The organism is Nitratireductor sp. XY-223 (assembly GCF_004959855.1).
Taxonomy (GTDB): Bacteria; Pseudomonadota; Alphaproteobacteria; order Rhizobiales; family Rhizobiaceae; genus Hoeflea_A.
In genome coordinates this window covers 186241-208495 of the sequence record NZ_SPNT01000009.1, presented here as the reverse complement: position 1 = coordinate 208495, position 22255 = coordinate 186241, and the positions used below count along the sequence as shown (strand labels likewise).

Below are 22255 nucleotides of genomic sequence, written 5' to 3'. Positions count from 1 at the left end.
TCCACAGACATGGCGCAGGATCGGGCGACAGCAACCAGGTTGACGACATGGCGCAGGCCGCCTAATCATGAAACCGCAACGCTGCCCGTTCCTTTTTCAACAGAGAACGGGACATCCCCCAAGCCTAAGCGTACCCAAACAGATTCAGTATCCTTTGAAGGTAACCTGATTTCCACGACATCCAAGTCGCCATGCGAAAATGCGGAGATTTCTTGGAGTTGCTCGATGGCGAGGCCTTGACCTGGAGAAACTGAATTGCCCCCCATATCATTGACCAAAACCTACCTCCTCTGAGGGCGGCTCATCCGAGCCGCGACTCTCAGCTACCGCGGCGGCAACTTTGTCCTCAGTCGGGGAATCATCAGAATCGTTTGCATATCCAATTTCGCCATTGTCAGACGTAAACACGAGCGGTTCACCGTCTTTGCTGTCTTCATGAGTGCATAGGAAATCGCCAGCAGCTACTTCCTCATAGCGCGCCTTGGCAATGGCGTGAGGCGGGTTATCACCCTTTTCGTTTGTAGCCGGAATTTTCTCACTGCTGGATACAATACACCCGTCACCAACTTGCGCTTCATTCAAGTCATTTAAGATATCTTGCTTTAGTTTCTCCTCGTCACCTTCTTTTTGGTACATGACGGATTTGCTGCAATGGTGGGGAGCGAGGAACACTCGCCAAGCCAAAGCCACGTCGTTTCCGTTCTCCTTTGTGACATCAAATATTTTTCTGATAATCGGGTAGCTGATGTCTCCGAACAGCAAAGCGCCGCCCTTTGAAGGGTCGTCACCGAGAATGACCTGCATGGCTAAGCTAGTATCATTGCGGTCGGCGTCTTCTTCTTCCTTAAATGGCGCATGAATGAACGCCCGGAACTCACCGGTGTAATCGTCCCCATCAAGCTCCGTAACTTCACTACCTGGAACTGTCAGGCAACTTTCGGGAAAATCAGCATATTCTTCCGTCTGTAAAAGCTCATCGTACCCAATCAAACGAACTCGATCGCCGGATTCAACGTCACCGCCTTTAACAATGGTTTCTTTTACACGCCGCATGGCTTCGTCACGAAACGCGACGGCATCATCACACAAATCTTTCTTGTATTCGTTGAACACCCGCGGTGTGAACCACAACTCTCCAATGGCGACCTTTTTCAGGAGGTCAGCGAAACCCTGTATATGGTCTTGATCGGGGTGTGTGAGAGCAAATCCGCTGAGGTATGGCTTGCCGCCCTTCTCTGGGAGCTCCTCTACCAGCCTATCAATTATTGGAACACGGTCGTCGTCATCATCTTCAGATGCTGCGACATGACGCAGATCAACCTGAAGGACGACGCCATCTGTCAAAACGACGCTCGTGCTGTCACCGGTTCCGACCGGCCAAAAGACAAATTTTGGATCGTCAAACATATCGAATTCCTTTTGACCCTACCTACAGGGCAAATTTAACTCTATTCCCATCATGAAGCACGTGGCGCCACCGCTTGTTACTGCATCCGCGCGACAACAGTTTGTGGGTGACAAGACGAACAACCCAGTGGATCTTCACACACTATTATACCACCTTTACGTGCATCACCAAGAATTTGGGTCGAGGAATCCACTGATTAGGCCGCCAAATTGTATGTTGGGTCCCGGGTCGCCTGACAAGAAGCCGGGCACCATTGCGATGGTCTACCATCGAATTCAGGCGAGGAGGCAGGCCATTGTCAAAGGCGTTTCGCTTCTCGATGAATTCCTTTTGGACCTAATCAAGGAACTCCTGCCCCGCTACGTGGATGTTCTCAAAGAATGCCTCGATGATCTCCTGACCCAGCCTTTGCAGGCCATTGAGGCCTGACTTCGCCTTCATGCGGGCGATATTGCATTCCCGGCGCGCAAGCACATTGCCAAGTCCCGAAACAGCCGAGCCCAGACCGGCCAATGCTCGCGCCTGGGCATCGTCGAACCGAGGCTTGGGCTTGCTGAGCCTGTCCGTCTCAAGCTTTGCCTGAGACGTGATTGTTGGAACCTGCGGCATTAGGGATCATCCCGAATTGGTTCTACGAGTGTTTGTCTATGGAATCAAAAAGCCCGCCGAAGCGGGCTTTTTTTCAGGTCGGCTAATCTAGTTTGGCAAGTAGCCGTCATAGGTTGTCAAAAACGCATCTGAAACAGAGTCGAGACTGAGAGCTTTGTCCATCGTTACTCTTGCATCATCTAGATTTTCTCGATCGCCATATACGACAGGGATGTAAGGATTGCCGGGTCTAGGAACCCCTACTTTTGCAACTTCCGCCCCCATCTCACTGTTGATCTGAGCCGCGGCCGCTTTCGCACTTTCTTGGTCAGTGTAAGAGCCGACGACAATTTGAAATGTGACGGAATCAACATCCCGACCAGCACTTTCTATTGCGCGAATCCAAGATTCAGCTTCTGGTTTCAATTCTGAATCGACTGTTTCGAGCCACCTTACAGCCTGACTGCGTTGTTCATCTGTCGCTAAAAAAGCAGATGCACCAACTGCTTCCATTAGGTTTTTCTGTCCCAGCGTAGTCGCATCTGAATACCGCAGCACGGCTTGAGGTATCATCCTAGGGTCAGCAAGATGCTTTACAAACTGGGTGGTAACGTTGCTCAGTGTCGGATCTTCCGCAGCCACTGCGCCAGCAAGAAATTCAATCTGCCAATCTTGTATCTGCGATCTAAACGCGGCTGCATCAACCGAACCCTGCTGCATCATCTCCGCCAAGGCGACAGCTATCCCCAATCGAGTTCGATAAGACGAATCCTCGGAACTAAACTCCTGCATAAGGTCAGGAATACGATCCACTGCGGAGTCTGCGAGTTGCTGCCGTGCATTTCGCCGAGTAAATGCAGAGGGTGAATTCAGGTCGATCAAGAGCTGCTCGTAGGTCCTCACATCCTGCGCAAAGGCTAATGATACAAATCCGAATAAGTCAGCGTTTGAGGACGTGTGCGTGTTTTCGCAGTTTCTGACACCACTTTCATAGGTTTTATTAGTATCATCTTCATGTTGCAGAACCGCAGCGACGGTACCATCCGCCGGTAGAAACTTCAGTCTTCCTGGTCTCTCCCCTTTGTTCGTATCGACCAAAATGCTTTTGCTAATACACCTGAACAGGTGTTCCGTCGCACAATCGTCAGAGCTACAACCATCGGGTCGCGTCGTTATAACCGCATCCAAAGTGTCGAATACAATCATGTCTGGTGTGGCTAAAAACTCGTGGACAGTATTCTTGGATTTTCGTCCATAGATTTGGCCGCTTCCTGCAACCTCCACAACAGATCGATCTGGCACATCCTTGACCAGCGCTTTTGAGTAAATTGTGCTCGGACTAAGAAGCCCCAACTGGTGCATTACAAAGGTCAGAATGATCGCTAATGCGCCGGCGCCGCCGACAACTATTCCTTTTTGCTGGAAACCCGCGATTGTACCGGCAGCGGTTAAAATTATTGCAAGCCCGACCGTGAAGGTCAGTATCGAAAATCCCGGCAAAGGCATTGGAAAGGTAACCGCAAATACCAGAAGCGCGCCGCCAATAGCCAGCATTACAATGGTATATAAATTCAGCGTTCTTTGTTTTTGAGCGAGTTCTGCCTCAATTGCCGCCCGCAGCGCTTCAATATCCTCCGGTGGTTGACGCTCTTCCTCATTGCCTGCCTCTTCCGCTTTGTCGGGATCTTCCGCTGCCTCTCGCTGAGCAGCTAATTCGTCATCGTTCGCACGATCATTAGGATTTCCCGGTCCGTCACTCATTTGCTCCTCCCATATGCAACAAAGAAACGACCAAATAATTCTGGTTTTCGCTGCTATTTGTGTCTGTGACAATTTTCACAATCTCAGCGAGAAGCATTTGTGGGAAATTCTCTCATAACGGTTAGAATTCCCGCGGGTCACACATTCCGCATGTGTTTTCAGTTGTTTTATTAACAATGTTACAAAACCCGGCCTGATCTCACCCAACCTTGGCAGCCATCATTTGGTCTTGTATGCTCCTCTCCTTTGGTGGCGCGATGAACCTGGGACTGGAGAATAGATTGGCAGTTGTCGCACCACAATATTGAACAATTCCAATATAGATTGCGGTGGTTAAATGAATTTAGCCGCTGGAATAGTGTATTTTTGATGGACTGGTAGTTTAGCGACAGTATCCCAAGGAGTTTTGGTGGCCATAGAGGCTCTAACTAGTTGAATTTGCAGAGCTTTTTGCGCTTGACAATGCACTGAATTTTGGTAGCATTTCAAATTGGACAGGCCTTACGTGACCCGTCCTCGAATGGTCAGGTAGGACTGATCATTCAACCGGCACTAGTATCCAAGGATGCTAGTGCCTTTTTTAGTTGCTTGTTCTGACTTGCCGGCCATAGCAACCTCGCGGTCGGAAATGACAATGCTGTGCAGTCCTACCTGTGGAGTCATCTCCAACATCAAGGGTCACGTAAACCCAAAGGGCCTGTTGCTTCCTCACCGTTGCAACTCAATGACCCGCCGCGACTTTTGGACTCTTCGCAGTTCAAAGGAGCACCGGCTTTTGGGCAACTTTTAGGAGGAGGCAATGTCCTCAGACAAAGAACGGCGAGAATACCAAGAAGGCTACAGTGAAGGCCGCGACACCGGCATTGGTGAAGACATCGGCAAGAGCATTGTCGAGAGCGTCATTACCGCCGGCTCACTCGGTATTATTGGTCGCAGCGAGGCCAATCAAAAAGGCTACGACAAGGGTCTCAAGGACCGTTTCTAGCCAGAGACCCCGCCCCGGCCGCCTCAGGGCGGGGTTTTTCTTGGCAGCAATAGCAAACGTCCACTGGGCTCAGCGATCAGTCACGGGCTGGTTGTTCTGGGGGTGAGCCCCGGCGGTCAGGCTTTTCAGGAGAGGAACATGAACCAGCATGCCGTTTCTAGTAATCCGATACCACAGCCCCCCTTTCAAATTGTCAGTCAGCTACAACAATCCGGCTACGCACGGATTGGTAAAAAGCAAATTGGTAGGGACGACAGCTTTAATCGAGCACTAAACCTGTTGGAACGCCAGTTTGAAAAGCTACCAAGTGATACGCCGGCTGCCACTAGCCGGCGTTTTCGTTCTATCTGCGGATACACGCTACTTCCGTCAGGACACTTGCTTCCGGGTGTGGTTGCAAACGACCTACAGCCAGTCCGTTTCTTCGATTACTACCCTTATGCATCGAAGAGCTGCCAGCTGGCGCTGGGACAAAACGCTCAAGAGAAAACCAACATTAACAATGGCTGGCCGAATAATCCGGCCCTAAAATATCTGATTGCCTTTGATCACCAATTGCTGCCAAAGATTCCAGATTGGCGCGATCATCCTCTACAGGTTTTCGTCCAGCTCTTGCGCTACGCGCCAACGAGTGGTGCACCGGCAATCGCCAGACCTAATTGCTTCCACCAGGATGGCTGCCCCTTTCTCTTTCATCACCACGTAAAGTCACAAAATGTATCCGGCGGCTGTACCGTCCTAGCTGATCCCTCGGCCGTAGAGCGTCATCCGTGTGACGTACCAGAAGAGTCTATCAGGGAGTTGTGTTGGATGGAGCAACCCCTGGATAGTTTGGCCATAGCCGACCAACGTATCGCCCACCACAGCAGCCTGGTTGAAATAGATCGAGAAGGCGAAGACGCTTATCGGGATGTTCTGATCATACAGTTTTCACCGCAAACCACTGATCATAGCTACACCATAAATTAGCGCTGACAGGGATCAGAAAACCTTGGGAACAATCCACGCCAGGTCATTCTAGGGATAATCAGTCATGCGACGAATACTCCTCCTGGTGGCTGCGCTTTGCGGCAGGCCACCCTTGGCGCAAGCTACCGAAGAAACAGTCCTTCAATATGCTGAGGCTGTAACCGAGCATATGGCTTTCAGCTACATGTGTATCCCCTATATCGGAGGCGGTCAGTATGAGGTCGCACAATATGTTTCCAAGTTGCATCTGCGGCGGTGGGGCATCCAACCAACCGACATCACCAGCATTATCAATCGCATTGATGCTGATCTCAACTCATCAGGCCTGCAGGCCTGGTTCAAACACAAAGCCGAGAAAGAACGCTTCGTGTCCGTCGAGGCCATCAGAGATCACTGCCTCAGTCTCCGCTTAAAGACCATCATCAAACTGGAGCGTCTTGATGGAGCGGAAAGTGGTGCGCCGTAGGAAAGAGGAGTCCTACTGACCGCAACGGGAGGAACTACAATGCCGTTTCTGGAGTTTTTGTTTGGCCTTATCACCCTGGCAATCGCCTTGGCGTTTATCGGCTTTTGCCTGGCGTTTTATGGCCTGCTGTTTGTAGGAATATTCACTGCCTGTCTGTTTCTAGGTTGGATCCCTATTCTGGCCTGCCTGTCCGATCCTGACATGACGATCGGTGTCGGCTTTATGGGCACCTGGGCCCTGTGGTCGCTTTATTTGTATGGCACGATTGCCGCCCTGGCTATTGGCCTCCGCATATTCTGGCCTGATCCGGATGGCCTGCCTCCCGCTCTTAAATTTCTGTCGCTGTTCTATCGCCTGGAGACGGTAATGGTGGCCAGAACCGCTCGAACCCAAACCAACACCACTTTCGACGGAAGGCGATTCAGGAAGGCGGTGAACCAGGCGCCCTCCTCGGTTTTTGAGACCGAAATTGAAACGCGGCAACTAGAGCAAGTGACCAGGAAACTAAAGGCCGAACGATCCCGTCTTTGCGGCGCTGTTGCCGCCTCGGAGGCAGCCATTGAACTGGAAATGTTAAAGGCCCGGCAGGCGACATTGGAGAGTTTTTTAAGGAGCAGGCAATGAAGGACAAGGACGTCAAACCACTGGACGGAGAGGTCTCCTATAAAAGGGAGCGCCATGAACTGGTGCCATATCGTCATCACCTGGAACCGGCAAGGGCTCCAGCGTTCGTTGAAATACTCAAGGCTCACGCTGACAGGCGGCGCTGGGAAGCAGAAACTCGACGCAAGCGGGCAGTAGCTGACAACATCCGCGCCATGTCCGAGGTAGCGGTTGAAACGCAAAACTGGCTGAAGGCTGAAACCGCCTTGGAGCCGGGGAACCTTGAAGCGCTGAAGGAAACAATACAGTTGCAGGTCGAGGTGGGGCTGGCCATGCAGCAAGCAGCTCTGCAAAAAGCCAACCGCGGATTGAAGCTGGCAGCTCTGCAGGATGAGGTTGAGGAAAAGGAGTTGTTGGCCCGGATAAGGCGGGCTGAGGTCGATATAATAAGCCAGGAGCGAAAGCTGGATGGCAAAGACAAAACTCTCGATGATCTTATCGGGATGGCTGAGGATGAGCTCGACACCCTGGTTGACGAGTTTACTGACCGCAAAGAGATTGCCGAAGCTGACGGCACAGAGTTGAGTGAAGAAGAAGAACTCGAATTCTCCCGCCAGTATCAGCGCGGCAAAGATCGTCTGGAAGAACTTTATAGCCGGCGCGACAACCGGCAAGCTGACGGCGATGTCTGATGCCGGCCATTTCTTTCGCCAGTTCTAACGGTAAAAACATCCGTTTATCCGAAAGTGCCAGGAAAACACACTGTCACTGCCTCGGATTATCAGGCTCCGGAAAAAGTAAGTTCCTAGAGGGGCTGGCTCGCAGAGATATTATTGCCGGGCACAGCGTTTGCGTTATCGATCCACATTCCGACCTTTTCGATAATCTGGTGCGGTGGATCGCGTCTGAACGGATTGACCGCATTCGCACTGTTCACCTCCTGAACCCGTCGGATGAAACCTACACCTTTGGATTCAATCCGCTCGTTATGGATAACGGCACGCGGCTGGAATACCGGGTTGACGCCATGGTGGACGCCTGTGTGAAGGTCTGGGGCGGGGAGGATCTCAAGCAAACCCCGCGCCTCTCAAAATGTCTCTCTGCTGTCTTTCATGCGCTGGCGGCTAACCGGCTTTCCCTGGCCGAGGCTTCATTTCTAACTAACACACGGTTTCGCCACGTCGCCTGGGAGCTCGTTGGCAAGATCAAAAATCCCGAATACAAGAATCTGTGGCAGGAGTTTCTCACCGCCTACAACGAGCGCACCTTTGCCGAATACTTCGAGAGCACCACTAGCCGCCTGTTGCCCTTTGTCGGCAATCCGGTGGTGCGCGATATCGTCGGTCAAACAGACAATCTTATCAATTTTCGGGAGTGCATGGACAAAGGTCATGTTGTCCTCGTGAACCTGCGGCCCTCCGGTGCATTCGGGGGAAAGACCGCTCAACTTTTGGGCGCACTCCTGACCAATGATTTATACACCACGGCCTTTACGCGCGACCAAGCGACCGCAGAGCGGCGACCTTGCTATTGTTACATAGACGAATGTGCCCGGTATCTGACCGAGGATGTCGTCAACTGCCTGGACGAAACGCGCAAGATGGGACTTCACATGGTGCTCAGCCATCAGCGATTGGAACAACTCAAGGTTTATGGGGATAATTTCTACAACGCGGTGATGGCCAACGCCCAAATGAAGGTCATGTTCAGAGCTGGTGATGAGGAGACGGCCGACGTGATGTCGAGACACTTCTTCCGTCAGTCATTTGATCTGGAGCTGCCAAAACACAGCATGGATAAACCAGTGACGGTTGGGCACGAGGTCGTGTGGTTTGAGAGCCGATCGACCACCAAATCGCACATCAAAGGCAGTGCCCGGTCAGAATCGAGTGGCAGCAGCAGTGGCCTCACCCATTCCGAAATTTTCGACAGCCACGGCAATATTGTTGGCGGGCACACAGAGGGAAACACATCCGGACACAGCAATGGCACCGCCTTCGGTCAATTTTCCACCACCTCCAGTTCACAAAGCGATGGATACACCGAAGGTTTGAAGCCGGTCATCGAGTTTTTGCCTACGGAACTCTACCGGCTCGACGAACTCATCCATCTGGGCATGGTGGAACTTTTGAAGTTGCCCAAACGAGCAGCTTATGTGTGCGGCCCCGATTTGGCTCCATTCAGGATTGAAACGCACGAGGTCAAACCCGGCTTTTTACTGCCGCAATTCCTGCCTCGCCGAGTGGCTCGACTGAACCAAAATAGTCCTGCGGTTTCTTTGCGACGACAAGTGCAAGAGCAAATTGCCAGGCGGGCCTTTGAGTTGGAGCATTTTGACGATGAACCTGTCGGCAAGGCCGAGGATGGATTGTTTTGAATGACGGTAGAATTGCAGGGATGGGCCAGCGTGCCAAATATAAAAGATACGAGAGGCCAGAAGAGCCACCTCCGGTTTCGATTACAAGTGGCGACAGAGAGATTTTTTTAGCGCTGCGCCGCTATGGTGTTTTGGATTCCAAGGCCATCTACAAACTGTTTCCGGCTCGCTCGCAACGCGGCGTGAGCAATCGGTTGAAACTGCTGTTTCGGGCTGGATACTTGCACCGGTTGAATCAACTCCAAAGCATTTACCTGGAAGGCGGCGGTTCGCGCCATGAGGCTTATGTGCTTGACCGCCTCGGCATGGATTGGCTGTGGGAAGAAAAGCAACTGCTGGTGTCGGAACGTCTTCATCACCTGAAGGAACGCAGCGCCTCCTATCTGCTGCACGACATTGAAGCTGCCCATTTGGTGATTTCACTTCGCGCCAGCATTGCATTGAGATCGGATGTCGAATTTCTTTTTCCCGAAGACTATTACCAGCGATTTGCACCAAAATGGCTGGAGCGCAACGACATTCCCGTCTCAGTGCGGGCCTCGATCGATTGGCATAAGTATCACTTGGTCGAGGGTACTATCCCCGATTTCCGTTTTGTTCTGTACTACCCCGGCAATGAGGAAGGACGGCAATTTCGCTCCTTTGTCCTGGAGTACTGCCGGGGGACTGAGACCATTGAACCAAGTGCCAGCACCATCCGGTCAATGGCGTTCTGGAAACAGTCATCGCTTCTGCGGAAGTTTGTTGTCTATGCCCATGCCATCAAAAACGACACCTACCGAAAGGACTTTGGAATGCCACTGTCCCACGTGCTGACGGTAACCACCACACCGCAAAAAGTAGCCAGGATGCAACTGGCCTATCGCAACCATCTGTCGAAACATCCGCACAAGCTGAATCCCAACCGGTTGCTCTTTGCCGACATGAAGACCATCGGAAAATATGAGGATGTCCTGGCGGCTCCGATCCATTCAGCCGATAACCAAACTTTCGAACTGTTGTAAAGCAGGTAAACATCGATCCAGGGCGGTGGACTGACTTTGTTTATCCTGCTAACCTGTTGGGGATTTTCAAAGAATTCTCTCACGCACCGACTATTCTGATTGAACGCGATTTCTCGCGCTTTCGCGTGCGTTTTCCGGCACGATGCGGGCCAACGCTATTTTCAAGTTGGTGTGGCTGTTTTTTCTAGCCATTGCCTGCCAAGCGCAAAGGAAACAACCTCTCACGGCCATCGTCGAAGTCGAAGGCAAACCCTACGACGGCACCACCGACGTCACGGTGCATGTCTCCCTTGAGGGGGTGACCGAAGGCGATGATGTCTCTGTAATTGTGGTGAGTGCTCACTTCCTGAGCCCGGAGGTCGGCAACCAGACCGTGGTTGTCACCTTGGAGCTTGAGGGTCGGGACAAGGACAAATACCAGCTCACCAACCCAGAGGTGATCCTCACCGCTACCATCCGGCCGGCGACCACCATCAGTCCAACCACGGCGCCCAGTACCAGGCTGCCGTCATTGTCTCCAAGCAGGAGCCCGTCGAGAGACCCCACTCCAGCGCCCAGTTTAATCCCGACGGCGCTGCCGCTCGACAATCCCACTCCGTCACCCAGCCAGGTGAGGGCGAAACCGACCGACACGCCCACGACCGACGCCCCTTCCGGAAGTCAAACCTCCGCAGCGCGCAGCACGACCTTGACGGCTAAGGGCAGCGTCAGCGCAGCCAGCGATGGTGATGTGTGGAATTTGCCTGTAATTATTGCCTCGTCCACGATCGCATTTGTCTTAATCTGCTGCGTCTGCTGCTGTCATCGCAAACAATTAAAAGACCTCAAGCGCAGGTGGAGTAACGCCTTGTTCGCTCTGCGGTTGCGGCAACCAGCTTCATTGGTCGCCAAGGCAAGGCCCTACTCGAAGCCGGCACAGGAGCCGGAAATTGCTATTGAGGGGCCTGTGGCAGAATTGCAGTTTGTGGCGGTCGCTGCACCACAGGACGAGGAGGATGAAAAAGCGGACGTATTTGAAACATCCCAGGGAGGAGGTGAAGAGGAGGTTGCAGAAAAACCGCCGGCCATACAAGTTGAAGAGTCGATCTCTGCCGCGCCGCCGGTCGTTGTCCAACGCGACGAATTTTCGAGTTCATTCCTCGACTGGCGCAACACAATCGGTACCCCACCTGCTCAAATCGCCGAAGAAGAAGTCGATCCGGACGAAAAGGTCGATTTGCGTGCGAATTTGTTTACCTCGAAAATCTCCGGTGGCTCCTCAGAGCAGGAAGAGAAAACACCGCCGCCCCGTTAGCCCTTATCGAGAACGATTGACCGAAAGAATAAACCAAACGCAGACTGACCCGGCATAAGTACCATTGTCGTAAAGCATCGACCGAAAGGTCAATTCAACCGCAACCGGCCCGGAATACAGGCCAGCGATTTCCTGAAGAAAAAAACTTCAGAACAAAGATGTATTTTTGGGGGAATTAATTCGTTTGTTGACCGTTCAATAAATCTTCTCCCTAGCAAGGGCACACTTGTTGGCTATAATGGTTCTGATTTTTAGAAACATCACTGTGTGCGAACTCTGAAAAAACCCTGTTGCCAAGCGCTGCCCGGTTCACGCGATTGAAAAGATGCTGTGGAGGTTGGCGTTCTTGGGAGTGTTGTGGTTTGTCTGCAACTATTTCACCTTCCTCGTCCTTTTCAGTCCAAGCCTGAGTGAGGAGCAGGTGCGAGCCTTGTGCGCGCTGGTGGTTTGCGTGCTGACAACATCCATTCTGTACTGCGTTGGATTTCGCATGCCAAGCCTTTACACGCTTCTCTGGTACCGACGTTTGGATAGAGACCTGCGCGAAAGGGTTCTCGCGGCATCCCTGCATACGTTTGGGACCGAGGTGAGGAGAAGCACTTTGAGCGATGATCGCAAAGAGTTGATCAATTTTGAGCTCCAAGTTGCGTACAAGGCGGTGAAGGACCAACGTGAAGGTATTGCGACACCGGCAGCTGTTGTTCGAGATGTGCGGTCTGTTCTGAACAAGTTCTCTGAGCCGCCTCGCCTCGGCTCCTATCGTCAGTTGATCAGCGCTCTGGAGGAATACAGGTTTTCTCGCTGAAAGCGGAGTCTGGCAAAACAAATCAGCAGAGATGACCGACTGGTGAGCATTACCGACTTGGGCTGAGGGGGGCGACCTCCGGTACGTTTATCCTCTAGTGGGCTACCTGCGGCTGGTGTTTCCTCTGAGAAAAAAACTCCAGAATTAAGGTGCAATCTGCCACGATAAAAAAGACATCCGGTCTGCCGGCGACAGCTATGGCGACCAAACAAGCAACCAAAAAGGCGCCAGCATTCTCGGATGCTGGCGCCCTTTCAATTTCCCGAACTATCTCTCAAAACCACACCATCATCTGTGCATTGAAGCCGTTTTCTGTGGTGTGGCTTCCATACTGACCGGCATAGGTGGCCTCTAACATGAAGGCCTGTGACAGACGTGCCTCGATGCCAAGCTCGGCAATGAAGGCATCCTCGGCGATCGGTGCGCCGAGGATGGTGAAAGGCGCACTGCCGGAGAAGGTAAAGACGCTGGCCTGATCGACACCCTCGAAGGCATGGCGCCAGCCAGCCATGCCGGTGGCGCGGATCTGTTGGTTAAGTGATACGGCGCTCCGAACGCCAAGGGTGGTGAAGGTGGCGTCCCCGGTGCCGGATGAGGCAGACACGGCCGCCCTGCCGCCGCTCTCCTTGAAGCCGTCGGTGTGAAGCTTGATATAGGAGATCCCGGCAAAGGGTTCGAGCGTCATTATTGGCGTTTCGATCCGGTGCCCGGCCTCGGCAAAGGCCTGGAAGCTGTGCGCCGAATAGTCGGCGACAAGCGACTGGGAGAACTTGCCGAAGCTGACCAGGCGGCTGGTCTTGATGTCATGCCAGTTATAGAGCGCGCCGAAGCTCAGCCTTGACCGCTCATGTTGCCAGCCGCCATAGCCCCCCACCGACCAGGTGTGGGCCTTGCCGGTGAAAGACAGATCAGTGGAGGAGAGATCGGTCTCCCCGTAACCGCCGGCAAGGCCCAGCCTCCAGTGCTGCCCGGCCTGCCGATCAAGGCCAAGCAGCACGCCACCCAGGTTGTTGTCTGTTTGTGCGGTATTCCCGGTGGCATCAATATTTGCCCACGATCCGTAGCCGCTCATCCAAAGACCATTGTTGCCATCCATCAGGTCGCCGAAGGCGGCCGTCGACACACCCGTGTCGGACAAGGTGCCCGTAGCAGGCCAGGCGCCATGCAGGCGGTTGTTGATGGCTGCTACCGTTTTCTGGCTGTTTTCCATCAGTGCGGCCTTAAGCGACGGGTGAACCTCGCCGGACAGCGCCCTGAAGGCATGACGTGCCTCGTCCTCGCTCGTTAGCTCCAGCACCGCCTCCACCACCTCATGGTCGACGGCAAGATCGTCCAGAACACAGGCCACCGCCTTTTGATTGGCTGTGGCGGCCACATCGCAGAAGGAACGGGCAATGCTGGAGGTCAGGTACACATTGCTGGCGTCATAGGACAAAACGTTATCGACAAACAGCGATCCGGTCAGCGCATCGAATGTGCCGGTAAGGCCGCCCCCGGCCGTCAGGATGGTGTAGGTCTGTCCGTAAAGGGGGCTTCCCGAGACCGTCACCGTCCCGGAGAGCGCCGCACTGCCGCTGATCTCCAAGAGATCGCTGTCGGTGCCGTCGATCGTGACCAGGAAGACACCGGTGCTGGCTTGCGTATAGTTGCCCGAAATGAAGGTCGTTCCGATCGCACCCTCGCCGCCCGGCGATAATGTGCCTTCGTTTGTAAACAGGTTACCGGCCCCGAGGATGACCATGGTGCCGGCGTTGTACAAAGCGCCTTCGTGGTTGTGGAAGCTGTTGGTGCCGCCGCTAAGGTTCATAATGCCAGGGTTTGTAAACAGGCCGTAATTGTGGACGGCTTCGTCGCCGTCTTCGCCGTAAACATCTTCGTAACCGCCGTAAACATCGTCATAGTAGCCGCCGGTGATGGTCACAGTCTCGTGGAGGATCAGCGTGTTGGTGGCGCCGTCGTTGAACGATACTCCGTCAGACAAAGATGCGGTGATATCGCTGTTGGTCAGTTCGATGGAGATGTCGCCGCCTTCTGAATATCCCGATATGCCATGACTGTAGCCGCCGGCCACGGTGATGATGCCGCTTTGTTTGACCGTGACCGTACCGGCGCCATGGGACGATGCGGAAATGCCATAACTTGAAATACCCGTCGTGCTGATGGTGCCGCGGTGATCGACCGCAACCGAGCCGCCGCCTAGAGATACGGCACGTATTCCGTGATCACTTTGCGTTGTGATCGCTTGGTCGCCGGTATCGCTGTTGAGGGTGATATCGCCTTTAGAATAGAACTCGATTCCCCTTACTCCGCTCTCTGGAGTAATATCCGCAGTTAAATCGGTGACACTAAGGAATGTGTGGGTACTGCTGTTCCCGAGGTCAACCGACACACCCTCGGACAGATCGCCGGTGCAGGAGATTAGTTCGCCAATCTCAGTACATTGATTGCTGGTGCAACTGACTAATTTCAAAGGTTGGCTGCATTGCGGCTGGGGTGTGATGGTCTGGGCGCTGGCAGCCACCACCGTAATTGTAACGCCCAGAAACAGTATGCCCAATGCCAAGGCGACCAACGCAACCTTGCACCCCGCTTTTGACGTAATTTCTAGTGATTGGTTGTCCATTGCAACTACCCCCGCATCCAAACAAAAACCGGAACCATTTCTAGTTGGACTGTCAGGCAGGTGGTGGGTTATTGGACTAAAACGAAGGGCTTTTGGATTAACAGTTTTGCAACTGTTTCAATTCGATCCGGACGGTCTTTTTTTTTGTAAACATCGACCCAAAGCGGTGGACTGGCTTTTGTATCCCTGCTAACCTTTTGGGGATTTTCAAAGAATTCTCTCACGCAGCGACAATTCTGACTGAACGCGATTTCTCGCACTTTCGCCTGCGTCTCCTGGCACGATGCGGGCCAACGCTGTATTCAAGTTGGTGTGGCTGTTTTTCCTAGCCATTGTCTGCCAAGCACAACGCTATTTACTCGTGACGGCCATCGTCGAAGCCGAAGGCAAACCCTTTGACGGCACCACCGACGTCACGGTGCATGTCTCCCTTGAGGGGGTGACCGAAGACCACAGCGTCACTGTGATCGTGTTGAGTGCCTACTTCCTGAGTCCGGAAGTCGGCAACCAGACCGTGGTTGTTACCCTGGAACTTGAGGGCGAGGACAGTGAGTTCTACATCCTCACCAACCCAGAGGTGACCCTCACCGCTACCATCCGGCCGGCGCCCACCGCCAGTCCAACCATGGCGCCCAGCACCAGGCTACCATTATTGTCTCCAAGCAGGAGCCCGTCGAAAAGCCCCACTCCGGCGCCCGGCTTAATCCCGACGGCGCTGCCGCTTAACAACCCCACTCCGTCACCCAGCCAGGTGACGTCGAGACTGACCACACGTCAGCCCAGTGTACGCCCTATCATCAATGCACCGAGTGACTCATCGATCAGTCGTTTTCCAACCGGTGTGCCGAAAAGCCTCAAACCGTCTTTGGCTTCAACGGCGGAGTTGAGCAGCCCTGCCCCCACCTTGCTTCCTAGTTCCGCGGCCATCCACGTCGTCTCGCCTACTGCCGCTCCCGGCCTTCCCAACACCACCCACACGCAGAGCCCTGCGGAAACCACGCTCAAGCCCCTTGATGAGAGTGATTTGCTCCTGGTCTGGATCATCATCGTCATCGGGTACGGATCGCTGGCTCTATGTGGGTGTCTCAATCTCACCTGGCGTCATGTGAGCAAGGCGGAGGAAAGGGAGGCGGCCAAGATCGCCAGGCTGGAGAGACGTCGCCAGGATGTGGTGGCCGTGGCCAATCCCGATCGGGGCCTTTTGGCTCAGGCGGAAGAAGAGAAGAAAGAGGAGGCGGTTGAAGAAGATGAGAGCAAGGAGAATTCCGAGATTGAAATTGTTCCGCGCCCGGAGCAGTCCGCATCGCCTCATGCCCCCGTTCCAGTGGTGGTTCAAGAACCCGAGGCAGAACCAGTGGAGTTGTGTTGGCCTGAAGACAAGCCGTGCCCGGTTGTCAACAAATTGCTGGGCCGCACTTGCTGCCGGGATGATGAGCTTATCCTTTGGACGATCGCGAAGCTGCTCTTGATCACGGTCGGATTGCTCCTGCTGCTGGCCTACTGCCTGCCCATCGGTATTCTGGCGCTGGCTGCGCTGTTTTTCTCCCTCGTCACGGCGCTCATTCTGTTCGCCGTGGGTGTGCCCTGGTGTGTTCTGATTGCTCCTTATCGCCAATACGATCAACCACTCTCATGCTGCCGGAGTGTCCTCTACACCATCGTGGGTTACGGTGACTTCCTGCAAAGCTACGCCTTCGGCACCCTCAACGCGACCACCAAGGAAGCGGTCAAGACAGCCTCTCGGGTGTTCGTGGTGTGGTTGGTGACCTTTTTGGTGTTGGTGGGGTTGCAAAAACCGGAGGACGCCCAGAGTACCAAGAACCTGGTGTATGGTCTGCGTTATGCGATGTCCTTCACCCTGGACGCCCAGGTAGATGGCCTGGTGGAAGTGTTCATCGAACTGAGCGGCATCCCGCTTGCTGGTGTCAACCAGGAAAAGGCCGGCTGGCGCTCCTTCTTCATCAGCATCGTCCGCATGGGGCTGCAAATGTTCCTGGTGGATCTGCTGGTGAGCTGGGGCTGGTTGGTGGATGACCCTGCCAATGACTGGTTTGCCATTACCGAGTACCTGATTGGCCTGGTGCTCCAGACCATCTTTTTCCTCACGGTGCTGCCGATGGCCAATGTCATCACTGTTCAGAATCGCACCGAGTTCAGCCACACGGGTTGCTTCTGGAACCGTCTCCAAGCGTTCGTCGCCCGGTTTCAGACCGGCTGCACTGGCTTCTTCAATCGTCCCTGCCTCAAGTACGGCTTGCTGGTGCTGCTTGGTCTGGTCTTGCTGCCAGGGTTTGTGTTCTGCTTCATCCTGAAGGGTTCTGACTTGTTGGGCCAGTTTTTCAACCGGATCTTCGGGCACTGCAACCAGGCTCTGGTGGAGCGTTTCAGCGGCTACAGCAGCATGGGAGCGTTGTTCTACAGCCTGCAGGTGACTGTCTACATCCTTGCCTCCGCCTATTGCGAGGAGAGTGTCCGCACCATCCTGGTGCTCACCTTCACTTTGATTCGCACCGGGATCAAGGAGGCCATCACCATCCTGCGCAGTCACTCCAACAAGCCGCAGTAGGAGTGAAAGAATGCAAGGCAAGACAGTACAAAATCTTTGTTAGAGTTGCTGAAGAACCCATCGAACTGTTGAGAATGACTGCAAGGTAAGACAGTACAACTAAATTTGTATGGCCAGCGTTGTGGCTGGTGTTTCCTAGGAGAGAAAAAACTTCAGAATAAAGATGCGATTTGTGACGTCACGATTGAAAAACTGGGGCATCCGGCCCGCCGGCGGCAGCTATGGCCGGCAAATCAGGTCTACCACCAAAATGACGCCAGCATCCAGCCGGTCAATGTAAGATCGTCATAGCGGAAAACGGCCGGCTTTGTGCGCCATCAATCATCAGCTTTATATACATTTCGTAGTTGGGCAGGTTTATGAGGTCGGCCGGTTGGGGAAAGTCTGCACCGAACTGCCTGGATAATATGGTCGCATCCTTGGCGCCAACCCTGAACGAGACAAGTGTCCCAACATTACCGAATATGGCGTCCTGAATTTGTTTAACCTCAGTCTGTGTCGTCGTTTGTGCGGAGCAAATTATTGCCATTTTGTATTTACGCAGCTCGCAGAGCATGTCCGCAAAGGCTTTCGTTGTGAACGAGTGAAACTCATCGACATACAGGAAATAGGCCCGTCTCTTGTCTTCTGCCATTTCACCGCGACTGTAGGCCGCATGATTGAAGCCGGAGACGATCAAACCACCAAGGATGTTGGAAACATCAGCCCCCAACACACCCTTGGCCAGGTTGACCACCAGCACCGTGCCCTCATCCATCAGCTGTCTAAAGCGCAACGGCTTTTCCGGATCGCAAACCGCTTTTCTGATTATGGGATTTCCCAGGAATGCACCGAGCTTGTTGGCAATCGATGCCACACCCTCTGTGTTGTTTTGATGATTCATGGCTGGATATTCGGTTCGCCAGAAAAACCGAACCTGGCTATCGGTGACATTGTTGAGGACAATCCTGCGGAAATTCTTGTTCAGACACAGTGGAATGATGTCTTGCAAACTGGATTGCGGCTGGGCGAGTAATGCAAGGAGCGCGTATCGCAATATATGCTCCATACGCGGGCCCCAGGCATCAGACCATTGGCTTTTCAGCGTATCAATGAGACCGGAGGCCACCAAGGGGCGGTATTGCTCTGACACGCGAGTGAGCGGATTATAGCCATACTTGCAGTTCGGATCGCCGGCATTCCAGAAAATTTGGTTTCGTGACAGAGAATTGGCAACCGAAAGAGCCAGATCACCATGGGGGTCTATAAGGCAAAAGGCCGTTCCGTTTTTCAGATCGTTCTTCATCAGACAGGACATCAAACTGGACTTGCCTGTACCAGTCTGACCGTAAATAGCGATGCTCTGGAGCCGGTCCTGGTTGCGTATGCCAAACAACCGCTGTGGGTGCCGCCCGCTGGTCTTTCCCATGATCGCCGTGCTGTCGGGATTGCTCATAGCACGGACAATGATAATAAGCCGGCACTCGGCCAGCTAGTAGTGGACACATGCGGCTGCAAGTCCGGTAAACAGACTTCCAATACCAATATGTTACTGTTTGCCAGCCTCGACCCTTAACCTGGCATTCTCAACACGCAAGTCAGCCACCTCCCGGCAAAGTTTCCTGATCTGCTTTTGAAGGTGACGCCTTTGGGCCTTGAGATCATGGGCGCCAAGGCTGGTTCCGTGCATCCTCTTGCCCACTACATTGCATTGCAGCACTGACATGATCTTTGCATTGCCGGCAAAAGGAATGGCGTGTTTACGCAGAATACCCATTGGAACTCTCCAACCATAGTCGGAGACAGCAACCAATCCGCCCATGACCGAGGCAATTATCCACGGCCTTTTTATTGTCTGTGGTTACCCAGGCGGTTATACTTCTAGTTGTTCCTTAGGGAACCATGACAAAACAGGCGACTCAGTGTCTCCTGATCTGTGGGCGGTCGATTTCTCTAACTCAGGTGTCGATCGCCCTTTTTCATAAGAAAACAAAAGGCAGCATTGTCAACCGATTGCCGCTGCCATTTTTGCGAAGACTGGTATCAACATGCAGTTTGCCGGCAATCCAATCGAACAAGCAGCAAAGTAAGTCATCCGACTGACTTAAATCGTGCAAACATCCCAGGTCAGCGGATTGTCGTAAAAGCGACGTTTTTAGCCGGCTCCGGGTTTTGATCTCTCTGTTTCCTGGGGGAGAAGTGCGTTGTTATCATTTCCAGCTAACAACGCCGGCTCCACCCTCTCAATGAACCGGCGGGCGTCTTTGGCAAGTTCGCGGGTCTCGGGATCGGCAAGGAAGTCTTGGAGGCGAGTTTGGAACTCTGTTCGGACAACCTTTACATCTATCGGATTAGTTCCACCATTCTTCACGTCTGTGAGGTGTCTTGTAAACCCATGCAAAAAAATCAATTCCGACAGGGGATTGCGCGCTGATAATATAGCTTTTCTGTCTCTGATGGTCGGGTTCGAACATAACAGTAGCAACAAGACCCTTTTTTCCTCAATGACCACGGAAGTCAGCCATGATCTGGCTTTGCTGAGCAGGATATGAAGCACCGTAAGGGGTTCGAACATCGCGATCTCCCCGTCAACCTCCTTGATCTTCTCAGCCGTAGCATTTACCTGCCGTTCCAACTGCTGGCGTTTGCGTGTGAACTCATCGGCCGGTATCAATTCTTGCAACCTCATATCGGTCAGATTGGAAATCTGTCGTTTCAGGTCAGTAGCTGTTTGTGTTTGAGCCTGCCTAGCCTTGGCCCTTACCGCGACCAATTCAGTCCTGGCTATTTCTATCTCCCTTTGGAATGCAGCGGAGGGCTGAGGCGGCAACTCAATTTCGCCTAGAAATGCCACAATCTGCCGCTCCAACTCCCGGCCTTCAATAGAGGGCTCGGCACAGCCGCGGCCTCTTTGGGTACAGTGGTAATAGGTGTATTCTCGCCCGCTCGGTTTTATTTTCCGCTCAGCAGAAACGCCAAACCCGCAAGCACTGCAACTGAACACACTGCTATAGTCAAAACGCAGCCGTCTTGGTCTGGTTTTCCTTGCTTGACTCAAGATGGCTTGCGCCTTCTCAAAGTCAGCTTTGGACACAGCAGGCGTATGGGCGCCGGGGTAGAGCTGGCCCCTTGATCTTATATAGCCAGCGTAAAAAGGATTACGCAGAATATTGTATACGCTCGAAGGCGCCGGACACACCTTGTTTCGGGAACGAACTATTCCATGAACCTGGGAAACACTGTAGCAACCAGACAATAGCAGGCTGAATATCTCCTGCACCATGGCAAATTGCTCGCCATCAGGCACTACTGTCCTGGTCTCTTTGCAGTTGCGATAGCCGGTGGGTGCTTGATTTGCGTGCCAACCGCTGCGGATCTTGGTACGCAGCCCCCGCCTCACGTTCTCGGACAGGTTGTCGACGTAATATTTGGAGTAGCCAAAGATGATATTGAGCATGAACTTGCCCTGGGGACTGTTCTCGAACTGATAGGAGCAAAACTGCAGGTGGGACAGCTTCCCGCGATCCAGAAGGTGAATGAGCCGGCCACCATCGACTGCATTTCTGGCCAGGCGATCCGGATGCCAGGCAACAATACACTCGGCTTCACCGGCTTCAATTCTATCCAACATCTCGTTAAACAGCGGCCGACCCGGCTGTTTGGCGCTGCAGGCCTCCTCGTAACGATCGACGACAGTCAACGCCTGGTCATTGCCGATCAGCCGCTCGATTTCCTCGGCCTGTGAGCCAAGGGACATGGTTTGCCGATCTTCCGCCTCAAGGGATTTTCGGCAGTAAATAAAGCATTTCATATATCAAGGGATTAGACTTTCAACGAAACATCATAACAAAAATATAAAACAAACCTAATATAGTGAAAGAAACGAGATTTGTATAGTGTATACAACATTCCGGCCAACATGTCGGAGGGTCTACTGCACTTTATGCAAATTCATAAACTGGGCGTCAGAGCTTAGGTAAGTATCGAACTTGGACTGGGTGGTCGTAGGGGTGGAAACCCCTACGACGCAAGGAATATCAAACCCCAGGCCGAGTTCGTGGTATTACTAAGCTCTATTAGGAATTTGACATTTTTCGATGTCAATTTACCTAAATATTAAGTATTTATAAAATAAATAACAAAACAACATGTACGACAATCATACGTTATGCTTGAGGTTTGCAAGAAGAAGGGTTGGATTGACGCAACTAGATTGTGCCCACCTGCTTAATATCAGCCAGCCAATGATGTCTCGGTTGGAGAACGGTACACGCATACCGCCGATAAAGGAGCTGTGCCAGCTATCGACGATTTACAGTGAGCCATTGGATATTTTGTTTGCTGACATATTCAAGCATGGCGAGATTGAGCTGAGGGAAAGGTTGTCTACCGTGCCCGATGCGCCGCATCACTGGCTGGACAAGAAAACGCGACACAATACTCTGAAACAGCTGGCCAATCACTTACTTGACTCGTACGAACACCATGAAGGCTAGCGACATCGTCGTACTGTCAGTGGCTGTACGGTCGAGTCGCGTCGGCTACGTCTTGTTGGTGGGCAAAGAACCAAGATACTGGCGGCTATCGCAAAGAGCCAGACAAAATCCTTGTTGTGCCAGACGCACCATCCACTGTTGGATCGGTCAGTTCTCCCCGCATGCAATCGTGTTGGAGGATCATAGAACCGCTACCCGAAAATCTGCTGGAACCAGGGCGGTAATACAAACTATTGGCGTCCAGGCGCGAAAATCACCCACAAAGGTGACCGAGGTTAATCGACAGCAATACCATGCAAACAAATATGCTGAAGCAGCAGCTCTAGTTCAG

At 53.0% G+C, this 22255-nt stretch carries 18 protein-coding genes; 10 read left to right on the top strand and 8 right to left on the bottom strand.

The genetic code is table 11. The annotated features are described in order from the left end of the window. Nucleotides 1–65: 65 nt before the first annotated feature. The 4 genes from E4M07_RS24110 to E4M07_RS24095 form a co-directional block, all read right to left on the bottom strand. On the bottom strand, nt 66–278 hold the full coding sequence (locus tag E4M07_RS24110) for a hypothetical protein (RefSeq protein ID WP_136660973.1): 213 nt from the start codon (nt 276–278) through the stop codon (nt 66–68). Beyond that, nucleotides 268–1407, bottom strand: a complete 1140-nt coding sequence (locus E4M07_RS24105; protein ID WP_136660972.1) for a hypothetical protein — start codon at nt 1405–1407, stop codon at nt 268–270. The genes E4M07_RS24110 and E4M07_RS24105 overlap by 11 nt, the downstream gene beginning before the upstream one ends. Nucleotides 1408–1744: 337 nt before the next feature. Continuing rightward, on the bottom strand, nt 1745–2017 hold the full coding sequence (locus E4M07_RS24100) for a hypothetical protein (protein ID WP_136660971.1): 273 nt from the start codon (nt 2015–2017) through the stop codon (nt 1745–1747). 87 nt (nt 2018–2104) lie between these two features. Next, entirely contained in the window at nt 2105–3757 is a 1653-nt protein-coding gene (locus tag E4M07_RS24095) for a YibE/F family protein (RefSeq protein ID WP_136660970.1), read from the bottom strand. A 799-nt stretch (nt 3758–4556) separates the two neighbouring features. Between E4M07_RS24095 and E4M07_RS24090 the strand changes: the two genes are divergently transcribed. From E4M07_RS24090 to E4M07_RS24050, 9 genes are all read left to right on the top strand, one after another. Next, entirely contained in the window at nt 4557–4742 is a 186-nt protein-coding gene (locus E4M07_RS24090; RefSeq protein ID WP_136660969.1) for a hypothetical protein, read from the top strand. Between the two features lie 138 nt (nt 4743–4880). Then, on the top strand, nt 4881–5711 hold the full coding sequence (locus E4M07_RS24085) for a 2OG-Fe dioxygenase family protein (RefSeq protein ID WP_136660968.1): 831 nt from the start codon (nt 4881–4883) through the stop codon (nt 5709–5711). Between the two features lie 64 nt (nt 5712–5775). Further along, nucleotides 5776–6177, top strand: coding sequence for a hypothetical protein (locus E4M07_RS24080; RefSeq protein ID WP_136660967.1), 402 nt, complete (start codon nt 5776–5778; stop codon nt 6175–6177). 39 nt (nt 6178–6216) lie between these two features. Beyond that, nucleotides 6217–6801: a hypothetical protein gene (locus E4M07_RS24075; protein ID WP_136660966.1), complete on the top strand. Its 585-nt coding sequence runs from the start codon at nt 6217–6219 to the stop codon at nt 6799–6801. After that, nucleotides 6798–7472: a hypothetical protein gene (locus E4M07_RS24070; RefSeq protein WP_136660965.1), complete on the top strand. Its 675-nt coding sequence runs from the start codon at nt 6798–6800 to the stop codon at nt 7470–7472. The genes E4M07_RS24075 and E4M07_RS24070 overlap by 4 nt, the downstream gene beginning before the upstream one ends. Continuing rightward, nucleotides 7472–9157, top strand: coding sequence for a type IV secretion system DNA-binding domain-containing protein (locus E4M07_RS24065; protein ID WP_136660964.1), 1686 nt, complete (start codon nt 7472–7474; stop codon nt 9155–9157). Before E4M07_RS24070 ends, E4M07_RS24065 begins: the two co-directional genes overlap by 1 nt. Then, complete coding sequence (locus E4M07_RS24060) at nt 9154–10161, top strand: replication-relaxation family protein (RefSeq protein ID WP_136660963.1); 1008 nt, start codon at nt 9154–9156, stop codon at nt 10159–10161. Before E4M07_RS24065 ends, E4M07_RS24060 begins: the two co-directional genes overlap by 4 nt. A gap of 142 nt (nt 10162–10303) precedes the next feature. After that, a complete protein-coding gene (locus tag E4M07_RS24055) occupies nt 10304–11455 on the top strand; it encodes a YDG domain-containing protein (RefSeq protein WP_136660962.1) in 1152 nt (383 codons plus the stop codon). 601 nt (nt 11456–12056) lie between these two features. Beyond that, entirely contained in the window at nt 12057–12260 is a 204-nt protein-coding gene (locus E4M07_RS24050) for a hypothetical protein (protein WP_136660961.1), read from the top strand. Between the two features lie 274 nt (nt 12261–12534). On the opposite strand, the gene E4M07_RS24045 is transcribed toward E4M07_RS24050, so the two are convergent. Then, nucleotides 12535–14883, bottom strand: coding sequence for an autotransporter domain-containing protein (locus tag E4M07_RS24045; RefSeq protein ID WP_136660960.1), 2349 nt, complete (start codon nt 14881–14883; stop codon nt 12535–12537). A 310-nt stretch (nt 14884–15193) separates the two neighbouring features. Between E4M07_RS24045 and E4M07_RS24040 the strand changes: the two genes are divergently transcribed. After that, the gene (locus E4M07_RS24040) at nt 15194–17449 is read left to right on the top strand and encodes a YDG domain-containing protein (RefSeq protein WP_246660584.1); all 2256 of its coding nucleotides are present in this window, start codon (nt 15194–15196) and stop codon (nt 17447–17449) included. 271 nt (nt 17450–17720) lie between these two features. Here the strand turns inward: E4M07_RS24040 and E4M07_RS24035 are convergent, their stop codons facing one another. The 3 genes from E4M07_RS24035 to E4M07_RS24025 form a co-directional block, all read right to left on the bottom strand. Continuing rightward, nucleotides 17721–18884 carry a DUF87 domain-containing protein gene (locus tag E4M07_RS24035; RefSeq protein ID WP_136660958.1) on the bottom strand — a complete coding sequence of 388 codons (1164 nt, stop codon included), beginning with the start codon at nt 18882–18884 and terminating at the stop codon, nt 17721–17723. A gap of 93 nt (nt 18885–18977) precedes the next feature. Then, nucleotides 18978–19205: a hypothetical protein gene (locus E4M07_RS24030; protein WP_136660957.1), complete on the bottom strand. Its 228-nt coding sequence runs from the start codon at nt 19203–19205 to the stop codon at nt 18978–18980. A gap of 378 nt (nt 19206–19583) precedes the next feature. Continuing rightward, nucleotides 19584–21239, bottom strand: a complete 1656-nt coding sequence (locus tag E4M07_RS24025) for a recombinase family protein (protein ID WP_136660956.1) — start codon at nt 21237–21239, stop codon at nt 19584–19586. Between the last annotated feature and the right edge of the window lie 1016 nt (nt 21240–22255).

What these genes read in the sequence shown, in the direction of transcription:
- E4M07_RS24105 (WP_136660972.1), bottom strand. Translation starts at nt 1,407, where the DNA reads ATGTTTGACGATCCAAAATTTGTCTTTTGGCCGGTCGGAACCGGTGAC.
- E4M07_RS24100 (WP_136660971.1), bottom strand. Translation starts at nt 2,017, where the DNA reads ATGCCGCAGGTTCCAACAATCACGTCTCAGGCAAAGCTTGAGACGGAC.
- E4M07_RS24095 (WP_136660970.1), bottom strand. Translation starts at nt 3,757, where the DNA reads ATGAGTGACGGACCGGGAAATCCTAATGATCGTGCGAACGATGACGAA.
- E4M07_RS24090 (WP_136660969.1), top strand. Translation starts at nt 4,557, where the DNA reads ATGTCCTCAGACAAAGAACGGCGAGAATACCAAGAAGGCTACAGTGAA.
- E4M07_RS24085 (WP_136660968.1), top strand. Translation starts at nt 4,881, where the DNA reads ATGAACCAGCATGCCGTTTCTAGTAATCCGATACCACAGCCCCCCTTT.
- E4M07_RS24080 (WP_136660967.1), top strand. Translation starts at nt 5,776, where the DNA reads ATGCGACGAATACTCCTCCTGGTGGCTGCGCTTTGCGGCAGGCCACCC.
- E4M07_RS24075 (WP_136660966.1), top strand. Translation starts at nt 6,217, where the DNA reads ATGCCGTTTCTGGAGTTTTTGTTTGGCCTTATCACCCTGGCAATCGCC.
- E4M07_RS24070 (WP_136660965.1), top strand. Translation starts at nt 6,798, where the DNA reads ATGAAGGACAAGGACGTCAAACCACTGGACGGAGAGGTCTCCTATAAA.
- E4M07_RS24065 (WP_136660964.1), top strand. Translation starts at nt 7,472, where the DNA reads ATGCCGGCCATTTCTTTCGCCAGTTCTAACGGTAAAAACATCCGTTTA.
- E4M07_RS24055 (WP_136660962.1), top strand. Translation starts at nt 10,304, where the DNA reads ATGCGGGCCAACGCTATTTTCAAGTTGGTGTGGCTGTTTTTTCTAGCC.
- E4M07_RS24045 (WP_136660960.1), bottom strand. Translation starts at nt 14,883, where the DNA reads ATGGACAACCAATCACTAGAAATTACGTCAAAAGCGGGGTGCAAGGTT.
- E4M07_RS24035 (WP_136660958.1), bottom strand. Translation starts at nt 18,884, where the DNA reads ATGAGCAATCCCGACAGCACGGCGATCATGGGAAAGACCAGCGGGCGG.
- E4M07_RS24030 (WP_136660957.1), bottom strand. Translation starts at nt 19,205, where the DNA reads ATGGGTATTCTGCGTAAACACGCCATTCCTTTTGCCGGCAATGCAAAG.
- E4M07_RS24025 (WP_136660956.1), bottom strand. Translation starts at nt 21,239, where the DNA reads ATGAAATGCTTTATTTACTGCCGAAAATCCCTTGAGGCGGAAGATCGG.